The sequence below is a fragment of the Desulfosarcina ovata subsp. ovata genome (assembly GCF_009689005.1).
GTDB classification, from domain to species: Bacteria; Desulfobacterota; Desulfobacteria; order Desulfobacterales; family Desulfosarcinaceae; genus Desulfosarcina; species Desulfosarcina ovata.
This window is the reverse complement of record NZ_AP021879.1, coordinates 3,392,581-3,415,421: the sequence shown is the minus strand read 5'-3', so window position 1 is coordinate 3,415,421 and position 22,841 is coordinate 3,392,581. Positions and strand designations below refer to the sequence as shown.

General features: G+C 52.8%; 21 protein-coding genes and 2 other RNA genes. 5 read left to right on the top strand and 18 right to left on the bottom strand.

The genetic code is table 11. The annotated features are described in order from the left end of the window. Positions 1-45: 45 nt before the first annotated feature. The 13 genes from GN112_RS15130 to GN112_RS15070 form a co-directional block, all read right to left on the bottom strand. Positions 46-3,378, bottom strand: coding sequence for a CHC2 zinc finger domain-containing protein (locus GN112_RS15130; RefSeq protein WP_155310978.1), 3,333 nt, complete (start codon positions 3,376-3,378; stop codon positions 46-48). 23 nt (positions 3,379-3,401) lie between these two features. After that, complete coding sequence (recD2, locus tag GN112_RS15125; protein WP_155310977.1) at positions 3,402-5,639, bottom strand: SF1B family DNA helicase RecD2; 2,238 nt, start codon at positions 5,637-5,639, stop codon at positions 3,402-3,404. Continuing rightward, complete coding sequence (locus tag GN112_RS15120; RefSeq protein WP_155310976.1) at positions 5,609-6,070, bottom strand: ERCC4 domain-containing protein; 462 nt, start codon at positions 6,068-6,070, stop codon at positions 5,609-5,611. Before GN112_RS15120 ends, recD2 begins: the two co-directional genes overlap by 31 nt. A gap of 1 nt (position 6,071) precedes the next feature. Further along, complete coding sequence (locus tag GN112_RS15115) at positions 6,072-6,566, bottom strand: DUF669 domain-containing protein (RefSeq protein WP_155310975.1); 495 nt, start codon at positions 6,564-6,566, stop codon at positions 6,072-6,074. A gap of 23 nt (positions 6,567-6,589) precedes the next feature. Next, positions 6,590-7,369: an ATP-binding protein gene (locus GN112_RS15110; RefSeq protein WP_155310974.1), complete on the bottom strand. Its 780-nt coding sequence runs from the start codon at positions 7,367-7,369 to the stop codon at positions 6,590-6,592. 23 nt (positions 7,370-7,392) lie between these two features. After that, a complete protein-coding gene (locus GN112_RS15105; protein WP_155310973.1) occupies positions 7,393-8,409 on the bottom strand; it encodes a PD-(D/E)XK nuclease family protein in 1,017 nt (338 codons plus the stop codon). Next, complete coding sequence (locus GN112_RS15100) at positions 8,409-8,723, bottom strand: hypothetical protein (protein WP_155310972.1); 315 nt, start codon at positions 8,721-8,723, stop codon at positions 8,409-8,411. Before GN112_RS15100 ends, GN112_RS15105 begins: the two co-directional genes overlap by 1 nt. A gap of 137 nt (positions 8,724-8,860) precedes the next feature. After that, positions 8,861-9,448 (bottom strand): sigma-70 RNA polymerase sigma factor region 4 domain-containing protein, encoded by a 588-nt coding sequence (locus tag GN112_RS15095; RefSeq protein ID WP_155310971.1) that lies wholly within the window; start codon positions 9,446-9,448, stop codon positions 8,861-8,863. A gap of 175 nt (positions 9,449-9,623) precedes the next feature. After that, entirely contained in the window at positions 9,624-9,956 is a 333-nt protein-coding gene (locus tag GN112_RS15090; RefSeq protein WP_155310970.1) for a hypothetical protein, read from the bottom strand. 334 nt (positions 9,957-10,290) lie between these two features. Then, positions 10,291-10,713 (bottom strand): hypothetical protein, encoded by a 423-nt coding sequence (locus GN112_RS15085; protein WP_155310969.1) that lies wholly within the window; start codon positions 10,711-10,713, stop codon positions 10,291-10,293. Beyond that, the gene (locus GN112_RS15080; RefSeq protein ID WP_155310968.1) at positions 10,710-12,296 is read right to left on the bottom strand and encodes a recombinase family protein; all 1,587 of its coding nucleotides are present in this window, start codon (positions 12,294-12,296) and stop codon (positions 10,710-10,712) included. The genes GN112_RS15085 and GN112_RS15080 overlap by 4 nt, the downstream gene beginning before the upstream one ends. Next, the gene (locus GN112_RS15075; RefSeq protein WP_155310967.1) at positions 12,286-12,813 is read right to left on the bottom strand and encodes a DUF2924 domain-containing protein; all 528 of its coding nucleotides are present in this window, start codon (positions 12,811-12,813) and stop codon (positions 12,286-12,288) included. The genes GN112_RS15080 and GN112_RS15075 overlap by 11 nt, the downstream gene beginning before the upstream one ends. A 62-nt stretch (positions 12,814-12,875) precedes the next feature. After that, positions 12,876-13,097 carry a hypothetical protein gene (locus GN112_RS15070; protein ID WP_155310966.1) on the bottom strand — a complete coding sequence of 74 codons (222 nt, stop codon included), beginning with the start codon at positions 13,095-13,097 and terminating at the stop codon, positions 12,876-12,878. 303 nt (positions 13,098-13,400) lie between these two features. On the opposite strand from GN112_RS15070, the gene lexA reads away from it, so the two are divergent. From lexA to GN112_RS15050, 4 genes are read left to right on the top strand one after another with little or no spacing between them, the layout of a single operon-like run. Further along, positions 13,401-14,024: a transcriptional repressor LexA gene (gene lexA, locus GN112_RS15065; RefSeq protein WP_155310965.1), complete on the top strand. Its 624-nt coding sequence runs from the start codon at positions 13,401-13,403 to the stop codon at positions 14,022-14,024. 47 nt (positions 14,025-14,071) lie between these two features. Next, positions 14,072-15,238 carry a hypothetical protein gene (locus GN112_RS15060; protein WP_155310964.1) on the top strand — a complete coding sequence of 389 codons (1,167 nt, stop codon included), beginning with the start codon at positions 14,072-14,074 and terminating at the stop codon, positions 15,236-15,238. Next, the gene (locus GN112_RS15055) at positions 15,231-16,307 is read left to right on the top strand and encodes a hypothetical protein (RefSeq protein ID WP_155310963.1); all 1,077 of its coding nucleotides are present in this window, start codon (positions 15,231-15,233) and stop codon (positions 16,305-16,307) included. The genes GN112_RS15060 and GN112_RS15055 overlap by 8 nt, the downstream gene beginning before the upstream one ends. Beyond that, positions 16,291-18,033, top strand: a complete 1,743-nt coding sequence (locus GN112_RS15050) for a hypothetical protein (protein WP_155310962.1) — start codon at positions 16,291-16,293, stop codon at positions 18,031-18,033. The genes GN112_RS15055 and GN112_RS15050 overlap by 17 nt, the downstream gene beginning before the upstream one ends. On the opposite strand, the gene GN112_RS15045 is transcribed toward GN112_RS15050, so the two are convergent. From GN112_RS15045 to ssrA (GN112_RS15030), 3 genes are all read right to left on the bottom strand, one after another. Next, positions 17,945-19,348, bottom strand: a complete 1,404-nt coding sequence (locus GN112_RS15045; protein WP_155308406.1) for a hypothetical protein — start codon at positions 19,346-19,348, stop codon at positions 17,945-17,947. The two genes, GN112_RS15050 and GN112_RS15045, sit on opposite strands and share 89 nt — an antisense overlap. A 55-nt stretch (positions 19,349-19,403) precedes the next feature. Beyond that, positions 19,404-20,276, bottom strand: coding sequence for a Druantia anti-phage system protein DruA (locus tag GN112_RS15040; protein ID WP_155308407.1), 873 nt, complete (start codon positions 20,274-20,276; stop codon positions 19,404-19,406). An 808-nt stretch (positions 20,277-21,084) separates the two neighbouring features. Continuing rightward, positions 21,085-21,414: a transfer-messenger RNA gene (gene ssrA / locus GN112_RS15030) on the bottom strand. A 136-nt stretch (positions 21,415-21,550) separates the two neighbouring features. On the opposite strand from ssrA (GN112_RS15030), the gene GN112_RS15025 reads away from it, so the two are divergent. Next, on the top strand, positions 21,551-21,766 hold the full coding sequence (locus GN112_RS15025) for a hypothetical protein (protein ID WP_155310961.1): 216 nt from the start codon (positions 21,551-21,553) through the stop codon (positions 21,764-21,766). A gap of 211 nt (positions 21,767-21,977) precedes the next feature. On the opposite strand, the gene GN112_RS15020 is transcribed toward GN112_RS15025, so the two are convergent. Next, positions 21,978-22,274 carry a nucleotidyltransferase family protein gene (locus GN112_RS15020; RefSeq protein WP_155310960.1) on the bottom strand — a complete coding sequence of 99 codons (297 nt, stop codon included), beginning with the start codon at positions 22,272-22,274 and terminating at the stop codon, positions 21,978-21,980. A gap of 96 nt (positions 22,275-22,370) precedes the next feature. Beyond that, positions 22,371-22,723, bottom strand: a transfer-messenger RNA (tmRNA) gene (gene ssrA, locus GN112_RS15015). Between the last annotated feature and the right edge of the window lie 118 nt (positions 22,724-22,841).

Genomic DNA, 22,841 nt, shown 5'->3' with positions numbered 1-22,841 from the left:
GCGAAGGGTACCCTTCGCAATATTGTTCCGGGAAAGAAAAGGTGATCAGGCGATGTAGGTGATGTCGTAGGTGGCGGTGCGACGGACGGAATGATTGGGCCGGTTGACCGTAATGTCGAAACCGACCTGCCGGATGGTGTCCAGGTCGTTGGAGAACCGTTGGGCGAATTGCTGGACGGAATTCATGTGGAAGGAAAGGCCGAAATCCTTGGCCAGCCTTTTGATGGCGATGAAGAGGTCGCGAGCCAGGGCCCCCTTGATGGTTTCCTCGTCCAGAAAATCCAGTTGGTATCGTTCAAGGAAGGCGGCCTTGTTGGTCTTTGCCACATTGAGCGCGGTACTTTCCTGATCGGCTTCCAACGCGTGGCGGTAAGCCTTGAAGAGTGCGGCCAGGACCGTGGCGATAGGATTTGATTCCCGGGCTGTTTCCATGCTGATTCTGTTGAGTGAAGCGATCCGGTCGAGAAACTGCTGGGGCATGGTTTCAAGCGCCTGGTCGATCTCTTCCTGGGGTTCACCGGCCAGCATCATCAAATACATCAGGCTGAGATAATCGTTGCAGCGGCGTTTGCCGTGATTACCCAGAGTCTTGTGAAGAAGACGCATGACCTTCTCCTGCCCCCCTTCGTTGATCATGGCCAGAATCTGTTGTGTTCGTTTCATCAGCGCCGAGATAATTAGAGCCCGGTGTTCGCGAATGGCTGCCAGAACCTTGGCTTCCAGAAAACAGTCGCTGGCCTGTTCGTCCAGGTCGAAGCGGATGATAAAGGAACGGGAGAGGATCTCAGCCAATTCGCCTCCAAGTGGTTCGATGCCGGTGGTGTTCAGCAGACACTTGGTACGCTCGATGACAGTCTCGGTGTCGGTGCCGCTCTTGCGCTTTTCCTTGGCGATGCCCGTGATACTGGTGAGGATGAAGGTGGTCAGGTCCTCGGTCATCTGTTTGACTTCAATGTTGTCGAGGACGATGAGCGGATTCTGCGAACCGTCAGTGTAATTGGCCGCATCGGTGCTTTTCTTCTGCTGGGGCTCACCGTACAGCATAGCCGATATCAGTTTGCTGGCTGTGGTTTTACCCGAACCGGCCGGACCTTCGAAGCGTGTCATCGGTCGTGTCCCGGCGAAGTCGATGAGCAAAAAACAGGACAACCAGGATAGGATCAGGTAACGGTCGCCCGGTGGACAGGTCATATTGCCGAGAATGAGTTCGCTCAGCAATTGGTCGGCCTCGTCCGGGTCAGCGTCAGGCAGAAAACAAATGGGCTCCAGCTTGCGGGAGCCGTCCAGGATCACTCCGTCGGCGTTTCCGCCGTTTTTGAGTATCTCGATGCCACCCGGTGTGATCTTGGCTATCTCATGGTTGGGATTATTGAGGTTGAAATACACCGTGCAGTCGCCCACGTTGGTGTGCAGCCACGAAAAGTGGTCCCGTACCGGGCCTCGCTCGACGGCAAGGTTCGCCAGCACCTCGTAGAATGTCCGGCCGCCGCCGGTGGTCTGAACAAGCCCTGTATGTTTGTAGATGACCGAGGAGTAGAGCCTCTTGCGTCCGCGGTCCGGGGTGTCCATCCAGAATATGGCGTCCTCGAAAAACATGAACGGCTCGCCCTGGGGCGTGCGAAAGAAACGGGCTCCATTGGCGGCGAACCAATCGTAAGCGGCCTCGGCCACGCGGGGATAATCCGGCGAGCCGGATTCCTCCTCCGTTTCAAACATGATCTGCTTTATTCTGGCCCGGCAGGAGCCGGCAGGGGCGCTTGGCGTCCGTTTCTCCCGTTTCTTCTCCTGCTTGGCCTGAGCGCGTTTTTCCTTTTGCAAGACGCGAATCTGGTCGCGCAGAACAGCGAGAGAGAGATTGGATTTTCCGAAATGCTCCTGGATGAGTTTCAAATACCGGTTCTGCTCCAGAGGAACAAGCTGCGCCACTTCGTGTAACACCGACTCGAGTGACCGGTTCCTTTCCTCTTCGGACACGTCAGCGGGTAGGCGTGAAATCCCGAACTCCAGCGGCATTTTCGACTCAGCGATCAGTCCCTCGAAATCCACCTCAGTGTGCCCGGAGGCGAAGAAGTCGTTGACATCGATCTTGGCCGCGGCCAGAAGTTCTTCAGCTTCCTTGATCTCTTTTTCCGGACGTCCGGCAAGACGCTTGGTGAGATCTCGCGGACCCACCGCGGTATCCAGGCCGAAGCGCTCTTTGAGCTCTTTTCGTGCGTTTTCCCGATGCTCATCGAGGGGTAAGACTACCAGCTTGGTTTGGATCTTGTGCCCGGCAAGAACGAACGCGGTTTTAAGCGCACCGTGCAATCCGGCCTGGGATATCTCGTTGTCCTGGCAGATATAGACGGTCTTGACGCTGCGAAGGCGCGGCAGCAGCCGTTCCCAGTCGGCGGCCCGGATACGAACCGTGACCGGCGACACCGCTGCGAACCCATGCTCCATGAGCGAAATGCAATCGGTGACGCCCTCGGTGATAATCAACCGCTCAGGGTTGGCGAGCAGACAATCTTCGTTGAAGAGGTAGCCGTTGTTGATACACGGGGCGATGTGCTTATTCGAACTGTCATTATGGACCGGTAGCTTCTTGTATTTGCCATGCTCCCAGTTCCGGTCCGGAGTCCACGGCGTTTTACGGCCGATCATGAAGACCACGCGACCGCGGCTCCAATACGGGAAAACGATCCGTTTTTCAAAGAATGGGAAAAGGCCGTCCTGACCGGTCGGACGGAACGCGCCGGTCGCGGACAGCTCCCGCAAGCTGAAGCCATGTTTCTTATTGGTCAGTGTGGCGATGACACCTTCACAGCTTTCCGTATCTCCATTATTGTCCGCATAGCCAATAAGCAGGTTCTCAATGGTCTCATCCGTGATCCCGTACTGAGAATGGAGCCATTGAAGGACCTCGGGGTTTTCCTTGAGCCGTTGGTGATAGAACAAAGCGAGGTCGGTCAGTGCGGATTGAACACGCAGCTCCAGACTCCGCGCCGCTTCAGCTTCCGCCAATTGCTCCGGAGACAATCCATAGCTTGATAACGAAGGGAGACCCGCCTTGACGGCCAGGAAATCGCGGGCTCCCTGGTGGCTTTCCGGCATGGGACCGGATTGACCCCGCGTTACCACGCAGTCGTTGATGAACTCCACCAACTGCAGCACATCGCCGCCCAAGCCGCAGCCGAAACAGTACCATCCCTGCTTGTCCAGCATGACATGAAGCGACCGGTGAGACTGGCTCTTATGGTTCGGACAATCGCACTGCAGAAGGTTGGCAGACTCCTGCACGACTCTGCCACCCAGAAGCTCTCTTGCCACGAGGCCGATGTCTATCCCGGTGACGAGTCGATAATACTCCTTGACGTTGTTTGGTTGCTCCGATGCCATTCCGGCTCCGCTTCCACTGGTTTTCATATCTGCAGCTCAACCGAAACAGCCGGATCGTTTAGGGGCCCAGCCTGGTCGGGTGTAAGCAACAGCGAAAGGAATGTCTTTCGTTCATCCTGCCGGCGCTTTCGGGCGCAGTTCTGTATTCCCCACCGGTCTCCAATGACTACGGCTGTTTTTCTGGCTCGGGTGACGCCGGTATATAAAAGGTTGCGGTGGTGCATAAACGAATGCGCTTTATGGACCACAACAATGGCGCACGGAAATTCTGAGCCTTGGGCCTTGTGTATCGTGAGCGCGTAAGCCAACTGCAGGTCCTGCATATTCGGCGAGCCCGATTCGATATCTACCGGCACGCCATCGAATTCGATGGCCATTGAACCGTCTCGGTCTATACGGATCACGTTGCCCATCGCACCGTTCATCACACCGAGGTCGTAATTGTTCCGGGTTTGGATCACCTTGTCGTGGAGCAGGAACTTTGGTCTTCGGCCCGGTTTCGGAACCGGTGCTTCAACGTCCCAGAGTTTCTTTTGGATCAACCGCTGGAGTTCTGAGTTGAGTGATTTGGTCCCGAGCGGACCCTTGTGTGTCGGCGTCAGTACCTGGACGTCTTCCCGAAGGTCGTAACGCAGCCGTTTATCCAGTACATTTTCAAACAGCTCGAGGAGGAAGCGTTGCGCGTCCGTCTGATCCGTGAACTGATCCACCACATACCATGCTCGGCGATTGGAATCTTCCGGCTCGCTGGTCTTGCGCACCTCTCCGCTCAAGACGGCAATACAGTTTTCCTTGAGCACTCCCGCTTGTCGCACAACCGTGTCCAGCAGAACCATCGGAACGGCTCGTGACTGAGTGAGATCCCGAAGCATATTCCCCGGTCCCACCGGGGGCAGCTGGTTATGGTCTCCCACGAGAACCACCGCTGTGCGCTCAAGGTCGATGGTTCTGAACAAATGCCAGGCCAGCGGAATATCAACCATCGAGACTTCGTCGATGATGATGACATCGGCGTCGATAGGGTCTTCAGGGCCTCGCGCGTATGTCTTGCCGTTAAATCCCAACAGCCGGTGGATGGTGCTCGCGGAGTGTCCGACGACTTGCTCAAGTCGCTTGGCCGCCTTTCCGGTCGGTGCTGCCAGGACCACTCGAAGCTCGTGTTCCTCGAATATGTTGGTTACGGATGAAACGGTGAATGTCTTGCCGCTGCCGGCACCGCCGGAGATGACGGAAATGGAGTTTTTTAAAACGGTGTAAACGGCATCCCGCTGACCCTGGTTGAGTTGCGGTGCTACTCGTGAAATCAGTGATCGCAGATCATCCCCATCGTCGAAGTGGGGATTTGCCTGTTTCCCCTTTGCGAGAGTCGCCGCCAGATCCTCTTCCATTCGGCGAATCTCGGGTTTTGCCACGAGGAACCGTCCACCCCAGGAGATACACGAGAGCGAGCTGTCCTCTATGAGTGAGTCCAGCGACTTTTCGATCCGTTCACGGCTGTCAAGCACATCCATGACAAGCAGCGTGTTCGCCCGGTCAACCAATTCCTCGTACTCGACCCAGCAGTCACCGTCATTGAGGGACTCTTCAACACAATGAAGCAACCCTGCCCGGATGCGAGTGTCATGCTCCTTGGGCGTGCCCATCTTGCGGGCGATCTTGTCGACTCGTTTGAATCCGAAGCCGCGCACCTCCCGAACAATGAGGTAAGGATCGGCCTTGAGCATGCCGAGAACGTTGTTACCGAGCTTCTTGACCAGGCTTGCCACCTGGTGGTGGGTCAGACCGAAAGCGGCCAGCCAAGTGATCGCTTTATTGACCTCCCTGGTCTTTCGCCATTCATCACGTAGCCTTTCTACCGCAGCCAGCGAGAGTCTCGCAGCTTCTGCCACAGCCTCCGGTCGTTCAATGAGCGCCTGGTCTAAATCCTTTCCGAAACGCTCGGCGATAAGTCGCGCCTTGACCGGTCCGATGCCTTTGATCTCCGGATGATTAGCCAGGTAGTGGGCAAGTCCGTCCGTATCCAGCTCGAGGTCATACTCCATGGCCTCGACATCGAATTGACGCCCGTACTTGGGATGGGTGATCCAGTGGCCGCGGAGGACAACCGGTTCGTGCTCACGCACAAACAGCAGGCCCGCGAATTGGATATCCTCGCCGGAGGAGGTTGCCAGTCTGCCCGCTGAAAACCGCGGCCCGGCGTAAAACACAGCTTCGACGCGACCGCGTATGGTTATTTGATCACTGGTTGTTTTTCTTCGCATCGTCTCGATACCTTCCGGTAAAATCGCAATAGGAATTCCTCCACAAACCGGCAGGCGACTTGCCGGTCGGAGCAAAAGAAGACCGGGATTTGGAAGTCGACGACGATGGAAATGACGGTTCCAAGGACCGCGTTTGGATGGGCTCCTGATCGGTAACGTCCGGTCAAGACATCACGCAGGTCGGATTCGACCACAACGCACGCGGCTTCGTACTCTTCGAGACGCTGAAGCTCCCTGTAAAACCGCTTTCTTTGGCGGATAACGGTGGAAACGAAATCCTCGAGGGTTTTTCGCTCCACCGCCACAGAGTCTTCGAATCCTTCAATCGAGTAGTCTCCGGCTGGAAGTGCTCGGCGGACCACTTCACAGCTGGCACCGAAGGCGTAGGGCTCCTGTTCCCGTGTATCGACGACGACGGTAATCCGGTCCACGTTAAAACGGGGCCAAGGCGTCTTTAGCGGCGGTGCCGTACTCGTCGCTGCCGTCTTCGAGCACAATGCGTTTGTTGAGATATACGTTTTCGTTTTCACCCCGCGTGCGCTTGGTTACTTCGAGCTTGATGTTGATCAGTTTCTCGAGGTTGGCCGGAAGATCCGAGATCTTCTCAAGGCTCAGGCCGCAGGTATGCAGGTCGGTCTTGAGCCACTTGATATTTTCGCGGGAGACCATGACGTTGTTCCGCCACAGCAGACGCCCCCGGAACCGGGGCGCAATGATGCGCAGGGTCCATTTGAGCATGGGATTTCCCGAGGTCTGAGCGCGGGTAAGCTCCACCCGCTCGACGTTAACTTGGTACTTGCCGTCGGGAATCGGCTCAAACTCGCGATCTTCAACTTCCGCTTCGGCGAAATCATCGTCGAACTGCGCGAGATCGATGTCGTCCTGGTCGTAGCCTTGGTCATAATTTCCGTAGTTGTCGTTTTGCATGGTTCTATCCTCCAATCAGGGGTTTATTTTCCGGCGGAAGCAGGCACCTTGCTCTGCTTGTCCCCGGAGCCGACTTGAGATCGCGAGGCACTCACCTTGGGCGCGGTCGCCGGCATGTTGAACACTTCAATGAACTTGCTGAAATCGAGATCGATGGTCTCGGGCAGACGTCCGGTACGGTCACCGGCCTCATAGTTGGGGCTTGGTTTCGTCCGCATCACACGGCGGTATGTGGGATTCCCATCCTCGTCCTTGGTTATTTCCAGGTCGCAGAAGAGAATGAGATCGACCATACCGAGCACGATCTTCCGGGCCTTGTCGGGCAGGGTCGGAACAATGCGCGTGTGTTTGCCTGTACGGGTCTCGATCTCTTTTTCCACCGAATGCGAAACGAGAAAGAGGCCGTATGACATGAAGGCCATCTTGGTCAAAACGCGGTGGAACTCGTTGTTGATCAAGGCCCAGCCTTTTCCGTAGCCGAGATCGGATTCGTGCTCGATCTTGAATTTCTTGCAGATGTACTCGCTGCACATCCGGTAGGCGTTGTCGACCGTGTCGATAATGATGGTCTTAAACGGGTGTTTGCCCTCGGCGATATCTCCGCAGGCGGCAAGCAAATCATCCCAGCTGCTTATCGGTACCTGAAAAACATCCAGGGCGTTGAGTCCGGGTTCGGTCGCCAGGAACAGCGCACCGTCGGACTGCGAGCACCAGGTTGATTTGCCGATTTTGCTGCGGCCGTAGATGAGTACCGTGAGGTCGGCCAGGTCTTGTTTAGGTTGGGTTTTCTTTGTTGGTAGCATATTTATCTCCTTTTGATTGGTCCTCAGAATGCCGGGGTCTCTTCGATTGATTCCCCGTCCCGCAGTTCTTCATGCGGGGGGACTTGTTGGTACAGGTTTTCAATGATGTTGGGGTTGCCGCCGGAACGGCATAACGGGAAATAGGCGCAAGGCCGGTGGTAGTGGAAACAAAAGCCAGTGTTGCGGTAAAAGACGCCGCGCCTCCGCGCGTCCAAGAAATTCTGGGTCAGTTCCCAGAGATCCTGCTGCAACGACCTGAACTGATCGCGTGAGATGTAAAGGGATTCCCGGTGGAACATTCCGGGGTCCGCGTACTTGGCGCAAAGTCGATCCTGGAAGGTTTCGTCTGATTCAGGATGTTTCCGCTTGGCCGAACTCTTGCCGGTCTTTGACTTGGCGATAAGAATCCGGCGGCGTTCCTCAAACTCCGCCTCTGTTTCACCGCGACCTTGCTGAAGCCGGGCTTTGACCAGGATGTTGTAAAGAATGCCCGCAATGCGGAGCCCTTGTGTCTGCTCGATGTACCATGCGTATAGAATGATCTGGAAATCGGTCCATAACCGCTCCAGATAATCAGCGTCGATCTGCGATGCGGTCTTATGCTCCAACAGAAAGAACTCGTCGCCGATCCGGACAATGCCGTCGACTTTTCCGGCCAGGACAAAGCTTCGGGATGAAGCGCCCGTAGCGGGGTTGACGATCTTCCCTTTGAAGGTCTTCTCCAGCGCGATGACCTCGAACTCCTCGGTCTGGTAGCGTGCGGCGTAGCCCTTCATCATGGCTGTGGCCAGGTGCCAATCTCGTTGTTCCCGGTCCTCCTGAGCCCGGTTTGGGCACGCGCGGTCGATGAAATTCAGTACCTGCTTCAGGTCCCGATCACGGTGCCAAATCTCCAGGCATTCATGGATCAAAGAGCCAAAATTAAGATTGTGATTTCGCTTCAGCGGCACGAGTTCACGTTGGTAACGCCAGTCGCAGGCCTTTCGGCAGTTACGGAAGAGACTCCACATCGAGTAAGTGGTCAGCATTGGAGTGCTCATCACGCGGCCCCCGTTGCCTGGAGGCCGGCGTCCTGCTCACTGCCATGGCCCAGACGCTCGACCTTGAAAGCCTCCTCACCGAACTCGCGGGTAAGAAACCCTGTGAAGATCCGAGCGATGTGACGGCCAACTTGGGTACCGGCGTCGACGACACAGGACCTCTTCTTTTCTTGCAGGCAGAATGACGCGTCCAGACGAACCAGGGAGCGCCCGTGCAGGCTTTCCGTCGCAAGGACAGCTAGGAGTAACGACTCCTCCACGTCTCTTAGCGGAACGTCCGCGGTAAAGTTGTATCTGTAAATTTCTCTGTTCATGAGTTTGCCTCCGTTCCCTTCGGTTAACTGTTCGTGAAGGGGCGCGCCCGGGTCCGATGCTTCGATGTCTGTTTCGCTTCCTCCGAACATCCGACCCGCTTCTTACCTACCGGAACCGGTCCAAGAGCGTCGGGCGATCACAGGTAATCCTTCAGCCCCGCGTCCTCGAACAGCGTCCGCAGTTTCTTGATGGACTCGTAGATGGTCCCTCGCGGAATACCTGTGTCGCGGGAGATCTCCGTCACACTCTCGGTCTGGAGGCGCTTGCACAGCTCGCGCAGTTCAGGCGGCAGTTTTTCGACGGCACTGCGGACGTCGATGGACAGCCCCCGTAAATCGGATATGGGGCGGGAGAGTTTGCCGGTGCGTTGCAGGTAGTCGTCCTGATTGATGGTGTCTATCCGCTCGACGGAACCGCCTTCTTCGTTTTCAAAGCGGTCGTTCAATGAACAGGAGCAAAGTCGGTAATCCCGCATCCCGGCTTTTTGCGCCTCGATGATCGTGGCAACCTTGTGTTCGACCACCCGGGCGATGAACGTGTTGCGCTGGGCACGTTCGGGTTTGAACTTCGGTAAGCGACGGAGCAGGTCGAAGACCATCTCCTGCTCCAAGTCCTGGCGGTCCGATTCGGTGAACCCAACCCGTCCAACCAGTTGTCTTGCCTTGTACTTGATGATCCGGACGGCATAGTCGTCTATGCCCTGATAGCGATTTTCGTAACCCATTTGAGCCTCCTCGGGGCCGAGGAGGAGCTCGTGTGGGTGCCGACATTCGCCGGGAGAGACGCTTTACCTGTGACTTGCGGAGGTGTTGCGAGTTCGCCGGTTCTGGCGACACCCACAACGACCTCCGCTCTGCGGCCAGTCTGTTGTCTGGTGACCTTGTTTTTGGTTTCGAGCCCTATGCCCGAACCGTTTCTTTCACACTCATGCGGAAGGGGAGCCCGTGCTTGACATCCAGGCTCAGCACCGTTCCGTTCCCCAGGTAGTCGAGCTGCGCGAAAAGCTGGGTGGCCTGGGACTTTAAGGCAAAGTCTTCGACCGATACCTCTTGTCTCGGGCCGTTTTCTCCGCCGAACTTGATCTCACGAACCACTTGCGGAGGCGGATCAAAACTCGGTTCACCGTCGCGCACGGTCAGCTCTTCGATCCGCCCGAAATTGATTTCCTGCATCAGCTCCAAAAGGCGTCTCCGCCCTGGAGACAGCGATGCCTTTGTTGCCACTTTGGTCATGCCGAACCTCCTCTGCTGAAGACCTCCCGGAAGACAGGTCCGGCATGCTTTGTCCGGGTGAGGTCATGAACGTTTTTCTGTTCACCAGACCTGTCACCCTTCTTTGGCGAAATTTCGTTGGGACTCTCGATGGAGGCAGATTGAAGAATGGGAAGGCTGGCTAATTACTTAGGAAAACAGGGGGATAAGGGAATTAGAGGAGGGAAATTTTTCTTAACTTTTTTTGCCACCCCCCGGTGAAATTTCGTTGGCTTCGTTGATTTCACCGGGATCGGGCACAAAAAAAGCCGCCCGCGAAGGTCGGCTCATGTGTCAGTTTAATATTTGGTTTCGTTCAGGCTGAAGTGAAGCCGAACATGGCCCGTTGCTCATCCCAGTCCGTGGGGAAGGTTTTGGTCAATTTGGCAAGCGACAGACCGGCCGGCTCCTCACCGTTGAGGATTGCCTCGACGATGTCGGGGGCGAGTGTGGACAGCTTCAGGATGCGGGCCACATAGGAGTTGTCCACATCCAGGTTCATCGCGAGATCACTAATGGATTTTACTTCACCGCTCTCGATCACCTCCGCCCAGGATGACGCCCGGGCCAGGGCCTGCACGATGGCGGTCTGTACGGGTCCCGGACTGTCGGGAATATCGCCGTCAAGGGACTTGGGAGCGATGATGACCTTCCGTCCGCGCATCCGGCGGATCAACATTGGAATATGGATATGCAGATTGCCGTTCTCGGTAACAGTGATGGTCGGTTGTATGTTCATTTAACGTTCCTCCGTTCCTTGACTTCACACGCCAGTCCGGTCAGCTCGGTGATAAGGCTCGTCAAGCCGTTGGTTTTCAGTTCCATATCGATGCCGGTTTCCCTGATTTTTACACTCTCTACCAGCAATCGCACAAGCCGGTTACGCTCCAAGGGAAACAGGTCCTCCCAGAAAATCTCGATGCTCTCGAAAGCTTCCGACACATCCCGTTCCGTTACCTGATCGCTTTCGAACACCCGCAATCCGGCCGACACGTTTGCCAGATGTCGGGTCAGGGTTACCGCGCGCTGGTTGATCGTGGCCAGTTTTTCCTCCCGATCGGGTTCGTTTCCATCCGGCGACATCAATTCAAGTGCCCGTTTGCGAACCAGTGTAAGATCTTCTTCAAGTTGCTCTTTCTGTTTCGTCAGCCTGTCCCGTTCGGCTTCTTCCATCTCCTTGGCCGCGAAGTAGGTTTTGGCCACCAGCGTCGGAGTTCGGAATACAGCGCCCAGTTGTTCGAGCACAGCCTTCTCGATATCCCCTGCGGGGACCCGTTTCAACGGACAGCGGCTGACAGCCCGCTTGACGTCCTTCTCGCAGATGTAGTAGGTATAGCGCCGTTCGCCTTTTTGGGTGTAGGTCGGTCCCATCGAGCAGTCACAATGACCGCAACGAATCACTCCCTGCAGCGGTGAGATCATCTTGCTCCGGGCTTTGGTTTGCTTGGCCCTGGTATTTTCAGAGAGAATCGACTGGACCTTGTCCCACAATTCCTTGTCGACGATGGCATGATGCTCTCCGGGATAGCTATTCCCTTTGTGGACCACTTCGCCGTTGTAGATCCGGTTACCAAGTAAACGGTAGATGTGACCGGTATTCCATTCGGTCCCTTTCCGTTCTTTTCCTTTCTTCGTGGTCCATGACTTGGTTTTGTATCCCTGTTCATTGAGCTCCTGCGCCAGCTTTCTGGCCGATGCCAGCTGTGTGAATCGCCGGAAGATGTGCTGAACCAGGGGTGCTTCGTCCGCGTTGGTCAGCAGCTTCTTGTTTTCCCGATCCACGTCGTATCCGAGTATGGCCGGGCCGCCGCAGTATTTGCCCCGCCGCTTCGCCGCCGCCACCTTATCCCTGATACGCTCGGCGATGACCTCACGCTCGTATTGCGCAAAGGTTATCAGGATGCCGAGAAACATCCGGCCTGTCGGGTCGGTGGTGTTGAAGTGCTCGGTAACCGAGACGAAATTGATACCCTTCTCATTGAACAGATCTACCATTTTCATGAAGTCGAGCAACGAACGTGAAAGGCGGTCGATTTTGTAAACCACGATTACATCCACTTTCCCGTCGTCCACGTCATCGAGGAGCCGCTTTAGCGCCGGACGTTCCATGTTGCCGCCGGAGAATCCACCATCGTCATATCGGTCCGGCAACCCCTGCCAACCCTGCATTCGTTGGCTTTCAATATACGATTCTGAAGCCTCCCGCTGGGCGTCCAGCGAATTGAATTCCTGCTCCAGGCCCTCCTCATGACTTTTGCGGGTATAGATGGCGCAGCGCAGCGGCTTATTCCTGGTGGATGTTGTGTTGGTGTTATCGAGCATTCTTGCCACCTCCGTTCTTTTTGCCATAACTTTTTTTCAGGCCGAAAAAGACCTTCCCGTTCCAGCGGGTGCCGGTGATTTCCCGAGCCACCGCACTGAGTGATCGGAAGACCCGGCCGTCGTATTCAAAGCCCTTTTCCCGGGCGGTGACCTCGTATCGACGGTCATTCCAAACCCGCACGAACCGTGTTCCCGGCAGGATGTTTTCGTTGGATTTGCGCTCCTCGGATACCTTGCCCTCGACCGTAGCCACCGGATCATCCAGGGCGATTTGCCGCAGACGTGTCTTGGCGGTTTCCGACAGGCCACCGTAAAAGAGCTCCTGGATGCGATAGGCCAGGCGCTTGATGAGGAACTGCTTTTTGTAGCGGGGCGGGTCGCTGCCATAGATGTCGATCCATTTCTCGCGAAGTTGCTCCAGCGTCAGAGTCTGGAGCGTTGCCAGTTGCCGCAGGACGGAATTCCGGGTCCTTTCATCATTTTTTCCGTTGCGGGCTGTTTCTTGTAAGTCATTCATATACAACTCCTTATCCAAGGTTTCGGACGCGTTTGTCATGAATGAATGCTCGATTCCCGCAACTAATCAAGTCCTTCTCCGGTTGTTCCGGAATATTCTTCGATGTCCTCCAAGTTATTACTGGAAAATGCTTTGCGGACCTTTGAGCGCAGCACGGCAACCGCCAAAATTGAGGCGATGACATCCAGCCGGTTGCCAGGGGAAAGTCTCTTCGGATCAGGCTGTACACCTGCTTCGAAAGGTATGGGGATGGTAGTTTCAAAGGATAAATCGGCATCCAACATCGGTTCCTCCGGCGAATGTGACCGGGTTGTCGGTGTGGATGCCGGAATACCGTCATGCGGTTGGGATGCGTGGTTGCCGGCACCCACAACCGCCTGAGCTCTGCTCCCGGTCAGCTGTCTGGTTTCTAACTGCTCGTCCGGGCACGATGCCCGGCTCTGTCAGTGGTTACATACCGAGAGCGTTCCCCGACTGTCGGAAATCCGGCTTTATAAGACTTCTTGACCTGATAGGTATCAGGTTGTATATTGGATCTTTATGCGGCCCATTGGGCCTTTTCCTCTTTCTGAAAAATGGAATGAGCCATGGGCAGGAGTAAGACAGAGAAAATTACACCGCTGCAGCGGGAAACCCTTGAAGAGATATGCCGCTATATCAATGCGAAGGGCTATCCGCCGACGGTGAAAGAACTGAGCGTTACCTTTGGTATCAGCCATTCAAGCGTGCATGAACGCATTAACCAGCTGGTTCGAAAGGGGCATTTAAAGCGTGAAGGCCGTAAGGCACGCGGCTTGACCGTGGTCAAGCGGCCAAAGGATATGGCTGCCGATCTGGTGGCGGTTGCCGTGGTAAGGACGGTCGTAGCGGGTGAACCCGTCCTCGCGGAGGGGAACATCATCGGTGAAGTTCTGGTTGACGCCGTCACTGTCAAGTCCGGTGAGTTTTTCGCGCTCCGCGCTTCCGATGACAGCATGACGGGAGCGGGGATAAACGACGGCGACCTGATTATTGTGAGACGTCAGCAGCTTGCGGAAAACGGAGACATCGTCGTGGCTGTGCTGAATGGAGAAACCACCGTGAAACGGTTGAGGCTTGAGGATAGACGAATCGAACTCGTTCCGGAAAATCCAGGCCTGGCACCGGTTAAAGTCAGGCCGAAGGATGATTTGCGGATAATGGGTAAAGTTGTGGGCCGGAAACATAAATGAGAGCGCCCTATGAAGGAAGACTGACAAACTTAAGGTAGGAGACGACAATGGCAACTTTCAATCTGCGCCGCTTTTCGAAGCCGGGAATGCTACGGAGAATTGATCCGGAGCACCTGATCGCATTTCTTGAACCCCATGCGGACTATTTTTCAGATCGCGGTGTGGAGTTGCCATCGACTGATAACGGAGACGAGCTGGACTACAAAGCGCTGAGCCAGGCTCTACTCAATCCGAATGCGTCCACCCCGGATGACCTGGCCGAGGCTTTATATTACGTGAACGAAATGTCCACTCAGGAAGGATTCGACTCCCTCCAGGAGGCCATTGCCGATACTGATTTAGATGTGGTAATCGGCGAGAACGCCGCTCACGCGGACCTGGCAATTCAGGTATGGATGCAGGACCGAGAACTCGTCGAACGGCTTCACGCCGAACAGTTCCTCTTTCGACCTCGATCATTCGAATACTTCAAAACCAACAACGGTTCCGTCCCGGAATTTAAAGTACCTCCAGCTGAGACGATTCGAGCGCTGGAGGCCGAGTTGGACGAATGGTTCGCTAAAAAACGCCGGGGGAAACATTCAAAGGTCTATGTGTTTCCCAAAGAGGATTACACTTGGTTTCTGGTGCGCCACGGCAAACCTTATGCCCGTGAATCCGTGATCGAGGCAGGTGAGTCTGCGGCCCAGTATTTCCGTCCGGAAAAGTTCGATGTCATCGTGTACAACCCGGTTCATGGTGAAATTCGGATGAACGCCGAAACCAAGGGCGAGAAGGATCTCTATCGCACCAAGTTCGGCAAGTATTTCTTTGGTGACAGTGAATTTTTCAACGGCAAGAGCAAATTCACCCTCGAACCGTTAAGGGAGATCGGTGAAGATTCCATCCTTTGTGATGACATTGACGGTATGGAATGGGTGCGTCTCAAGGAGTATCAGATATACCACGGTGGTTCACAGAAAGATGTGGAGATCAGAAAGGCCGAGGATATCTTCGCCTCTTTACGTGAGCGAGAACGGTCGATTCCTCAAAGCGGCCCCCTTATAAGAGCCAGCTTTCTCATCAAGTTCAAAGACTCCAAGAACGCCAGGACATTGACCATCAGCTCCGGAAACCGGGCGCAGTTCAAGCGGGACGATGACGCTGAAATCATCGAGCAGTGGATGACCAACCGGGGTTTTATTGTCATGGATTCGGAGGGTGGCGGTGAGTGAATGTGTGCTCTGGCAATACCTGGAAGATCTGCCTGGGCAAGCCGCCCCCCTGGTCGAGTGGCATCAGCATCTTGATGGGTGGCCTGGGTTCCAGAATTTCCAAAACCGCTACCTCAAATTGACCCGAAATCATGCAACGGCCGTGGATTGCGCGACGCAATGTGGACTGGGATGCCCGCGCAAGGTGGTGACGCACGCGTCTAACGACATCGTGGCTGTCTGTCCAGAGCAGGAGGAAAAGCCATACCCGCTCAAGCGGCAGGACACCCTCATCTATTCGGTGAAGCGAACTTCCCTGCACAAGGATATCTGTTCAGCGTTGGCAATCGATCACCGCGAAAGTAAGGTTGACGGCTGCCGGCACACATGGCGCCTGGGTGATTTCGTGCCCACGGCCGGACTGGCATTTCCCGTATTCTTGACTCAACAGGAAGGTCAAGACGAACTACTTGAAATCGTGAAGAATCTTTGCCTGCTTCATGCCGATCCCTTTGTGCTCCTGACACCGACCCGGCGACGTTTGTCCCCTCCAGCTGAACAGATGCTGGCTCAACGCAAAGCCATCTTCCTGGCGCTGGAAAACGAGATGCCGTTCGACGTGCAGGGCTGCCTTCAGGTACGCCGGACTCCCGACGATTTGTTCGCTCCGTTTCACGAGGAAATCCCCGAGCCTGGCTCCGGTGGCATGGTTCATTTCGATACACCGGCTGGAATCAGTTGGAGTGGGATCACAATCAAGTTCGTGGATGGGCATACGGTCTCAATCCACACCAAGAAATCACACGGCCGATACAATTACACACAGATGGGGATGGCCAATACCCGAAACGGGAATCCCACTGTCCATTGGGCACTGTTGCTGGACTTTGCAGAAAATCGTGGCGTCATAGATAACACCAGCCCCAAGGATACCCCGTTCCATAACATGCCAAAACGCAAGCAGGACCTGTCTAAAAAGCTGAGGCAATTTTTCCGGCTTGAAGATGAACCCATCGAATATCTGAAGAAAGAAGGGTGTTACCGCTGCCATTTCACGATCAAACCAGAGGGAGATGATGAGTTCGCATAACGACTATCTCTGCCACTTTGATTTTGAAAAATCTATGCCTTCCTCAATTAAAAAGGCTGCGAACTGGGCATGGACCTGTCTTGAACGCCTTTCCTCATCTTTCTGTTTTTGTTTTTGCCAGCCAGAAACTAAATGTGTACTGCAGCATCATCTAAAAGCGAGTCATAAAATTGAGTTCGAGGAAGCTCAAAAGGCTTTCCATCAGGCACTGGCATATCTACCTGTAATTGATGTTGCCAATGATGAATGCCCAGCCTGCTTGGTTACGAATGCCCTCAAAACATTTCCCTTAATTGCTTCCAAATCAGAAATCGCTCCGGTTTCTGAACTCAAAATGAACGGAGTGGACTGCTATCCCGAAGTTGTCCCAATGGGATTAAATACAAAGAGGTCTTTCCCTTGCTGTGTAATAAATACATGGATTGGAGACTCAGAGTACGAAATAGAAAATCAATGCCGGGAAATAGCTCTTTTAAACTTGGACCTTGATGAGTTACCATCAATGCCTCCATGGGAATACGAAAACATCGAACATGCGTTTCTGCCCGGGCAGGCCGTTGTAAAACGACTGTGGGCAATCAAGCAGGGTGAACCTGAAGAAGAGGTCGGGAAAAGTGAACTCTTTCGGCACAATCTGTCGAATGCTGTTGCTGCGACAATATGTTTGAGAGATCTAGTACGAATAAAATGCTTTTATCCAGGTGCAATACCCGAAAGTGATTTTGACTCTTTGATGGATTCCCTTACTGAATGGATAAATTGCTCTGTTGAAAAGGAGCCTTTGCTAAAAAAAATATCCGATGAATTATTCAAAGCCGACACATCTGAAGTTTCAGCTTATTTGGATTCTCTTTCAGCACTTTATTCAGTGATGTTGCTTCACCATCCTGACATGCCTTTGATCGATAGCGACCAGGGTAAAACAAAGGATTCTATTTCAAAGATCATGAACAAATGCATTGAGGAATCCTTGCAACCGATCAAAGATGCTGGTGATTATATAATTAATGCAAAGCTGAAAAGTTGCATATATCCAACGCCAGAAGGCCAGCAACAATATCGTTCTACATCCAGATATTTTATGATGCTTAGAGAGTACTGGATGCTTTGCCAAAGAGCTATCACAGATCGAACTGGCCATCATGTGGCTTGGCACCCATACCCTCTGTCAACACTTGTGATCAATATTAAGCACCGAATTGATACCTGCATCAAAGGGATGTCGAAAACCGGATTCGAATTTAATGAAAATATCAAGAGTGACATGGATGAGCTGGTTGAGGCTCTTTTACACTGGGATGTTGATGAAATCACCATAGGTGGCGAGGATTTATTAAACAAGATCCAGACAGTAGCTTTGTGGTTGGAAGAGACTGACATTAAACTTGGGCGATGCCTTGTGGTAATGATTCCTGAAGAGCAGACTTATATTGAATATGCACGGCAGCTTTTTGAGAATTACGATAATGATGCCAAGACAGCGTTTAAGAGGATGTTGGATAACGCGGATAAACAAGCGGCAAAGCAAAAGGAAAACATTGCAGAAGATTCCCAAAAAGAAAAAACTACAGAATGTTTTCCGACGCCAGACGGGACAAGATGGTCCGATATAAAAATCCAGTTGGGTGCAATCCCATTTAGGGGCAAGCTTCAAATGTTCCTCGATTCAGTTGTAGCAAGTGTTCCAGCATATTATCCCAACGCCCGCAAAGTAATGTGCTCCTGAGAAAAAGCATGACCTCAGCGGTCTCACGCTTCCAAAAAATACCCGGCGCTTTCAACCGAAGATTGATCACGCGACGTATCGCGCTTTCAACACAACCGCTGCCGGTCGGCAGATTTAATAACCGAAAGGCCGCATACTGCATGCGGCGGAGATTTTTCACAAAGTAATTGTTGAACTTGTTCAATGCTTTCTTTAGCTTCGACGGATACGTGATGTACTGACGAATCTGATTTCGGATTTCCATCAAATTTCCTTGCCATAACAGGTCCTTCCAATTCTTGAGAATCGCCGTTCGCTCTTTGGCTTCAAGGGTTTTGGGAAGATGATCCGCGACAATATGCAAATTCTGTTTGGCATGGGTATAGTCGATCACTTGGAAACACGTCTTGGCTTCAAGCTTTTCTGCCAGTGAGGAAAATCGTTTCCAATATCTGCGATCGCCATCCGCGCAGAAAATTACTCCGTCGGCCTGGTCAACGCCGATTTGACGAAGATAATCTTCCAATAATTCAAACGCACCGTTGATGTCGGCCATCGTGGCATCGTAAAGCGGGGCAATTTCCTTGATCGGATTTGCCTGGGCGTCGAGCCATTGAATAACGATTTGTGTCGGCTCCCGCCAGTCGGAATAATATCCTCTCCGTTTTTGATGGGAAGCCAACCGCCCCTTTTTGGTCCGGCGTTCACGAAGGCGGCCACCATCAATGCACACGAACAAAACGCGGCCGGTTACATGGTCATTTTCCGATAATGTTATCCGATGCCGATTCTCCATGGAGCGATTGCCCATGTGCATACACAACCGCCGGATCGTTTTAATATCCATGTCGATGCCAACAGAAGACAAGGTCCGATTGGCAATCTCAAATGACGGACACAATAAGCTTGCCTGAACAGACGCCGATGCCAAAACAGCGCTGCAACGATCCATAAAACCCAGATAGGCCAACCCCAGGTGAATACCGCTTTTCGGTTTCCGTTTCTTCCTTTTACGACCACGGCGAGATTTCGGAAGCGCTTTGGCAAAATAAGGGGATTCAATCGGTAGCGATCGGCCGGATAAAAGCCGAATGCTGGTGGGTTTGAATCCCTTGAAGCGAAATCCGAGTTTTGCTGCCAGCTTTTTTACGGCTTTAAAAAAACATGGATCGGAAAACAGATTTTCAATGGAAGATACAATCAAGTCCTCAATTGTGGAGAAGAGGGCTGTGCGCAGATCGATGATCAGCCGGTTGGCATCGGAATGTGTCTGGAAATTGGAAAGGGTTTCATCAATGGTCCGTTGCAGCTTTTGAATATCGACAGTGGTCTCCATGGCTCGCCTCGCAGATAGCAGGTTCTCGAATGCCTGCCGTGCAAGTAGCGAAGCTTCAGCCTGCGGCACATAAGCGCTTTTTGAAATCGGCTGTCAACGGATAAACGTACAGGTCTTTGACCGGCACCTTCAACTTTCGATAGCGATCTTGACGGCTGCGGCCTTTGGTTTGCCCCAATTTTAGCCAGTTGGCAGCCTGATAACAGGTCCCTTCAAAGCGGGAACGATCGACGAAGGTTTCGACCAGGCACAAATCGTGACCATAGCGCGTGGACCAATCGGACCGCAACCGCCTGAGACAAGCGCCCAGAATGAAACTGGCCAAGTTGGGAATGCGAACCCAGGGTAGAATCAAAAACCGGGTGTTGTTGGTCAACAGCTTCAGATTCCCTTGGCGTGTAGCCACGTTCCATCCGATGTAACGGTCTCGTGGTGTTGTTTTCCAGGCTGCCGATCCAAAAAGCAGGCAGGCCAGGGGCCTTTCGTGGCGATCATAGACCATATACTTCATATGCTCGCCAACGTGACCCCGGCACCCCAAATAATGGTAGCGATCCATTAGACAATGAAAAAGGTGATCGTTGTCTGAACGGCCACTGACCATGATGATTTCAACAGGACGAAGATCGTCCAGCACTCCCTCGATGGGGTCGCGACGATGAGGCATGTCAGGTATCTGCCGGGAATGATTTCCCGGTCGCAACGGTGGCGGCAGCACGATGAACTGGCGTTGTTCTAGCTTACGCAACATTGAACGGCAGGCAATATCTTTGGGCTGACCTTTATCGGTGCGCCAATTCCACATTCGGCACAGTTCGATGGATAACCGACTGCGGTGCCAATCCGGATTGTCGGCCATCAGCCGACGAATCAGTTCAATATCTTCGGAAAATAATTTGCGCCCCTGAATGGTCATGCTCTCACTCATGGACGACACCTTATCGAAGATAGCGTTTTGAGTCCAGCTTTATTTTTCAAAGAGCGAGAAAATCGGTACCATTACGCCTGTTAGTAAATTTGCCCCAATTTGGGTTTACACCCATCCAGTTCAGGAACGGACACACGGTTACGATTTGGGCCGGTAGCCAAAGCGGGAGGTACACCTACTATCAAATGGGCATGTACAGCAAGAAGAATGGAGACTGTACCGTACAGTGGAAGCTCCTGGAAGCATTTGCCAATTCCAGAGGCGAAATCGATTGGAGCAGCCCGTTAGCAACTGACAAGTTGAAGAAACAGAAGCAAGAACTGTCCAGGCGCTTGCGGGAATTTTTCCGTCTCAAAGAGGACCCCATAGAGTGGGTCAAGGGCGAAAAGTGTTATCGTTGCCGGTTCCGAATCCTACCTGAAGGAGCCGACGAGTATTGAGCATTCCCTGCAGGGAAAACCACATCAATCCCATTTCTTAAATCCTGCGAGGGACTTTTGGTTCGAAAATTCGGGTGCTTTTCCGCACCACAGGCCGTATTTCCATAACTCTCAAAATAGACCGGTTGGCTTAACCTCTTGATATAACAGGAATAGCCCCACCGGACGAGCTTCAGACTTCGTCCTGAGAAAACAGAGAATCCGGAGGCGAACAGAGAATGAAAGGCTGGAAAATGGTGGAAATGAGGTGGGTGGAGAGGGGTTTAGGGTTGATGTGAAAACCGCCTAAGCCCTTTGAAAACAAGGGGAAATAGAAAACCCGTCGCCCCCGAGAGTGGTCCCGGAGAGACGGGTTGTCTTTTTTCAATTGGTGGAGGCGGCGGGAGTCGAACCCGCGTCCGAAAACATTCCACGCAGATATCTACATGCTTATCCTGATATCTAAGTATTGCCCTCACAAGTCTCCATCAGGCAGGGTACTGCAAAGGCTATCCTGCTAAAAGTTCGCCAATGCTGTAGCAGGCATTCAGTATCGGCTATCCCACTAGTCGACGTTCTATCCAGATTCGCGGGAAAAACCCGGTAGAACGGTAGCATTAAGCTGCTACGGCGTAGTTATAATCGTCTGCGATTATATTTAAGTCCCACCAGTTTTACGAGATGGCAGGAACTCGGCATGGGAATAATAGGGACGTCTCTCATTATCTAATCAACTTGATTTACCTCTCAACGTAACAGTTCGAGGGACGCCAAACCAAACAACTGAAATAAAATAGAAAATGTTTAAAAAGTAGGCCTAGTTAGGGCCAATATCGTAATTTTCGGGGCCAAAAAATGAATTATAGGGGCTGTGGCGGCACAGGCACGGTGTGGTTAACCCTGGAAAATACCGACGACGAGGAGATTGAAATCGTCACCGCGAGAAATTGGAGCAATACCGATTCCAACCAGATCGCCTTCACCCTGCTATATGAGGATGAGAACATGATCACCACGAAGAGTTTCCGCTATGGCAATTGGGATGCATTGAGGGGAGTTGGTGTCTATTGATATGTAGTACCGGTAACTTGGCTGAATCGAATCATCAACGCCGACATGGTTCATTATGTCACCAACTTTCCGCTTTATAATGTCAGGAGGGCTTCTAACAAAAAGACAAGCGGTGGCAAATCAGTTTGAATGGTTTCCCAGATAATTTTTTTGATGATTCCGAATTTTGTCAATAGCCTGGAGAATGTCGTGAATGCGGAAATCCCATCGTCTAGACGGCATGGATCGCCTCTTCCTTGATATCCGCTTTAAGATCCTTGTGCAGTGCATCGGGAGTGACCAGATCCACATCGCAGTTCAGAAGCTGGCCAAGCTCATGGCGAAGCCTTGAAAATTGAAACAGGCTTATGCGGGAATCCGGTATGAATTCAACGAGAAGGTCAAAATCACTGGTATCGATCGCCTCGTTTCTGGCAACCGATCCGAAAAGATAGATATGTTGAATGGAATACTTGCGCAACAGATCCGGCTGTTTTTTTAAAATGCTTATGATCTGCTGGCGTTTCATTTTGAATGAATAAGAAAGGGGTTATACGGCACGAAACGATAAATAAAAAGCAGGTCGCGTCGTCGCTTCCTGCTTATTTGATTCTAACCAAGCAATTGGTGGAGGCGGCGGGAGTCGAACCCGCGTCCGAAAACATTCCACGCAGATATCTACATGCTTATCCTGATATCTAAGTATTGCCCTCGCAAGTCTCCATCAGGCAGGGTACTGCAAAGGCTATCCTGCTAAAAGTTCGCCAATGCTGTAGCAGGCATTCAGTATCGGCTATCCCACTAGTCGACGTTCTATCCAGGTTCGCGGGAAAAACCCGGTAGAACGGTAGCATTAAGCTGCTACGGCGTAGTTATAATCGTCTGCGATTATATTTAAGTCCCACCAGTTTTACGAGATGGCAGGAACTCGGCATGCAATCTGAGCTTCTTTATCCCCGTCGAAGCCGTTTCGCCCCCAATTTTTTAAAGAACCTTTTATGACGCTAAACTAATTCAATAAATGTGAAATGTCAAGATCCGGTGGAATCGAAAAAGCCCCTGAATGCCTTTTATACAAAGGCTCAGGGGCTTTTTC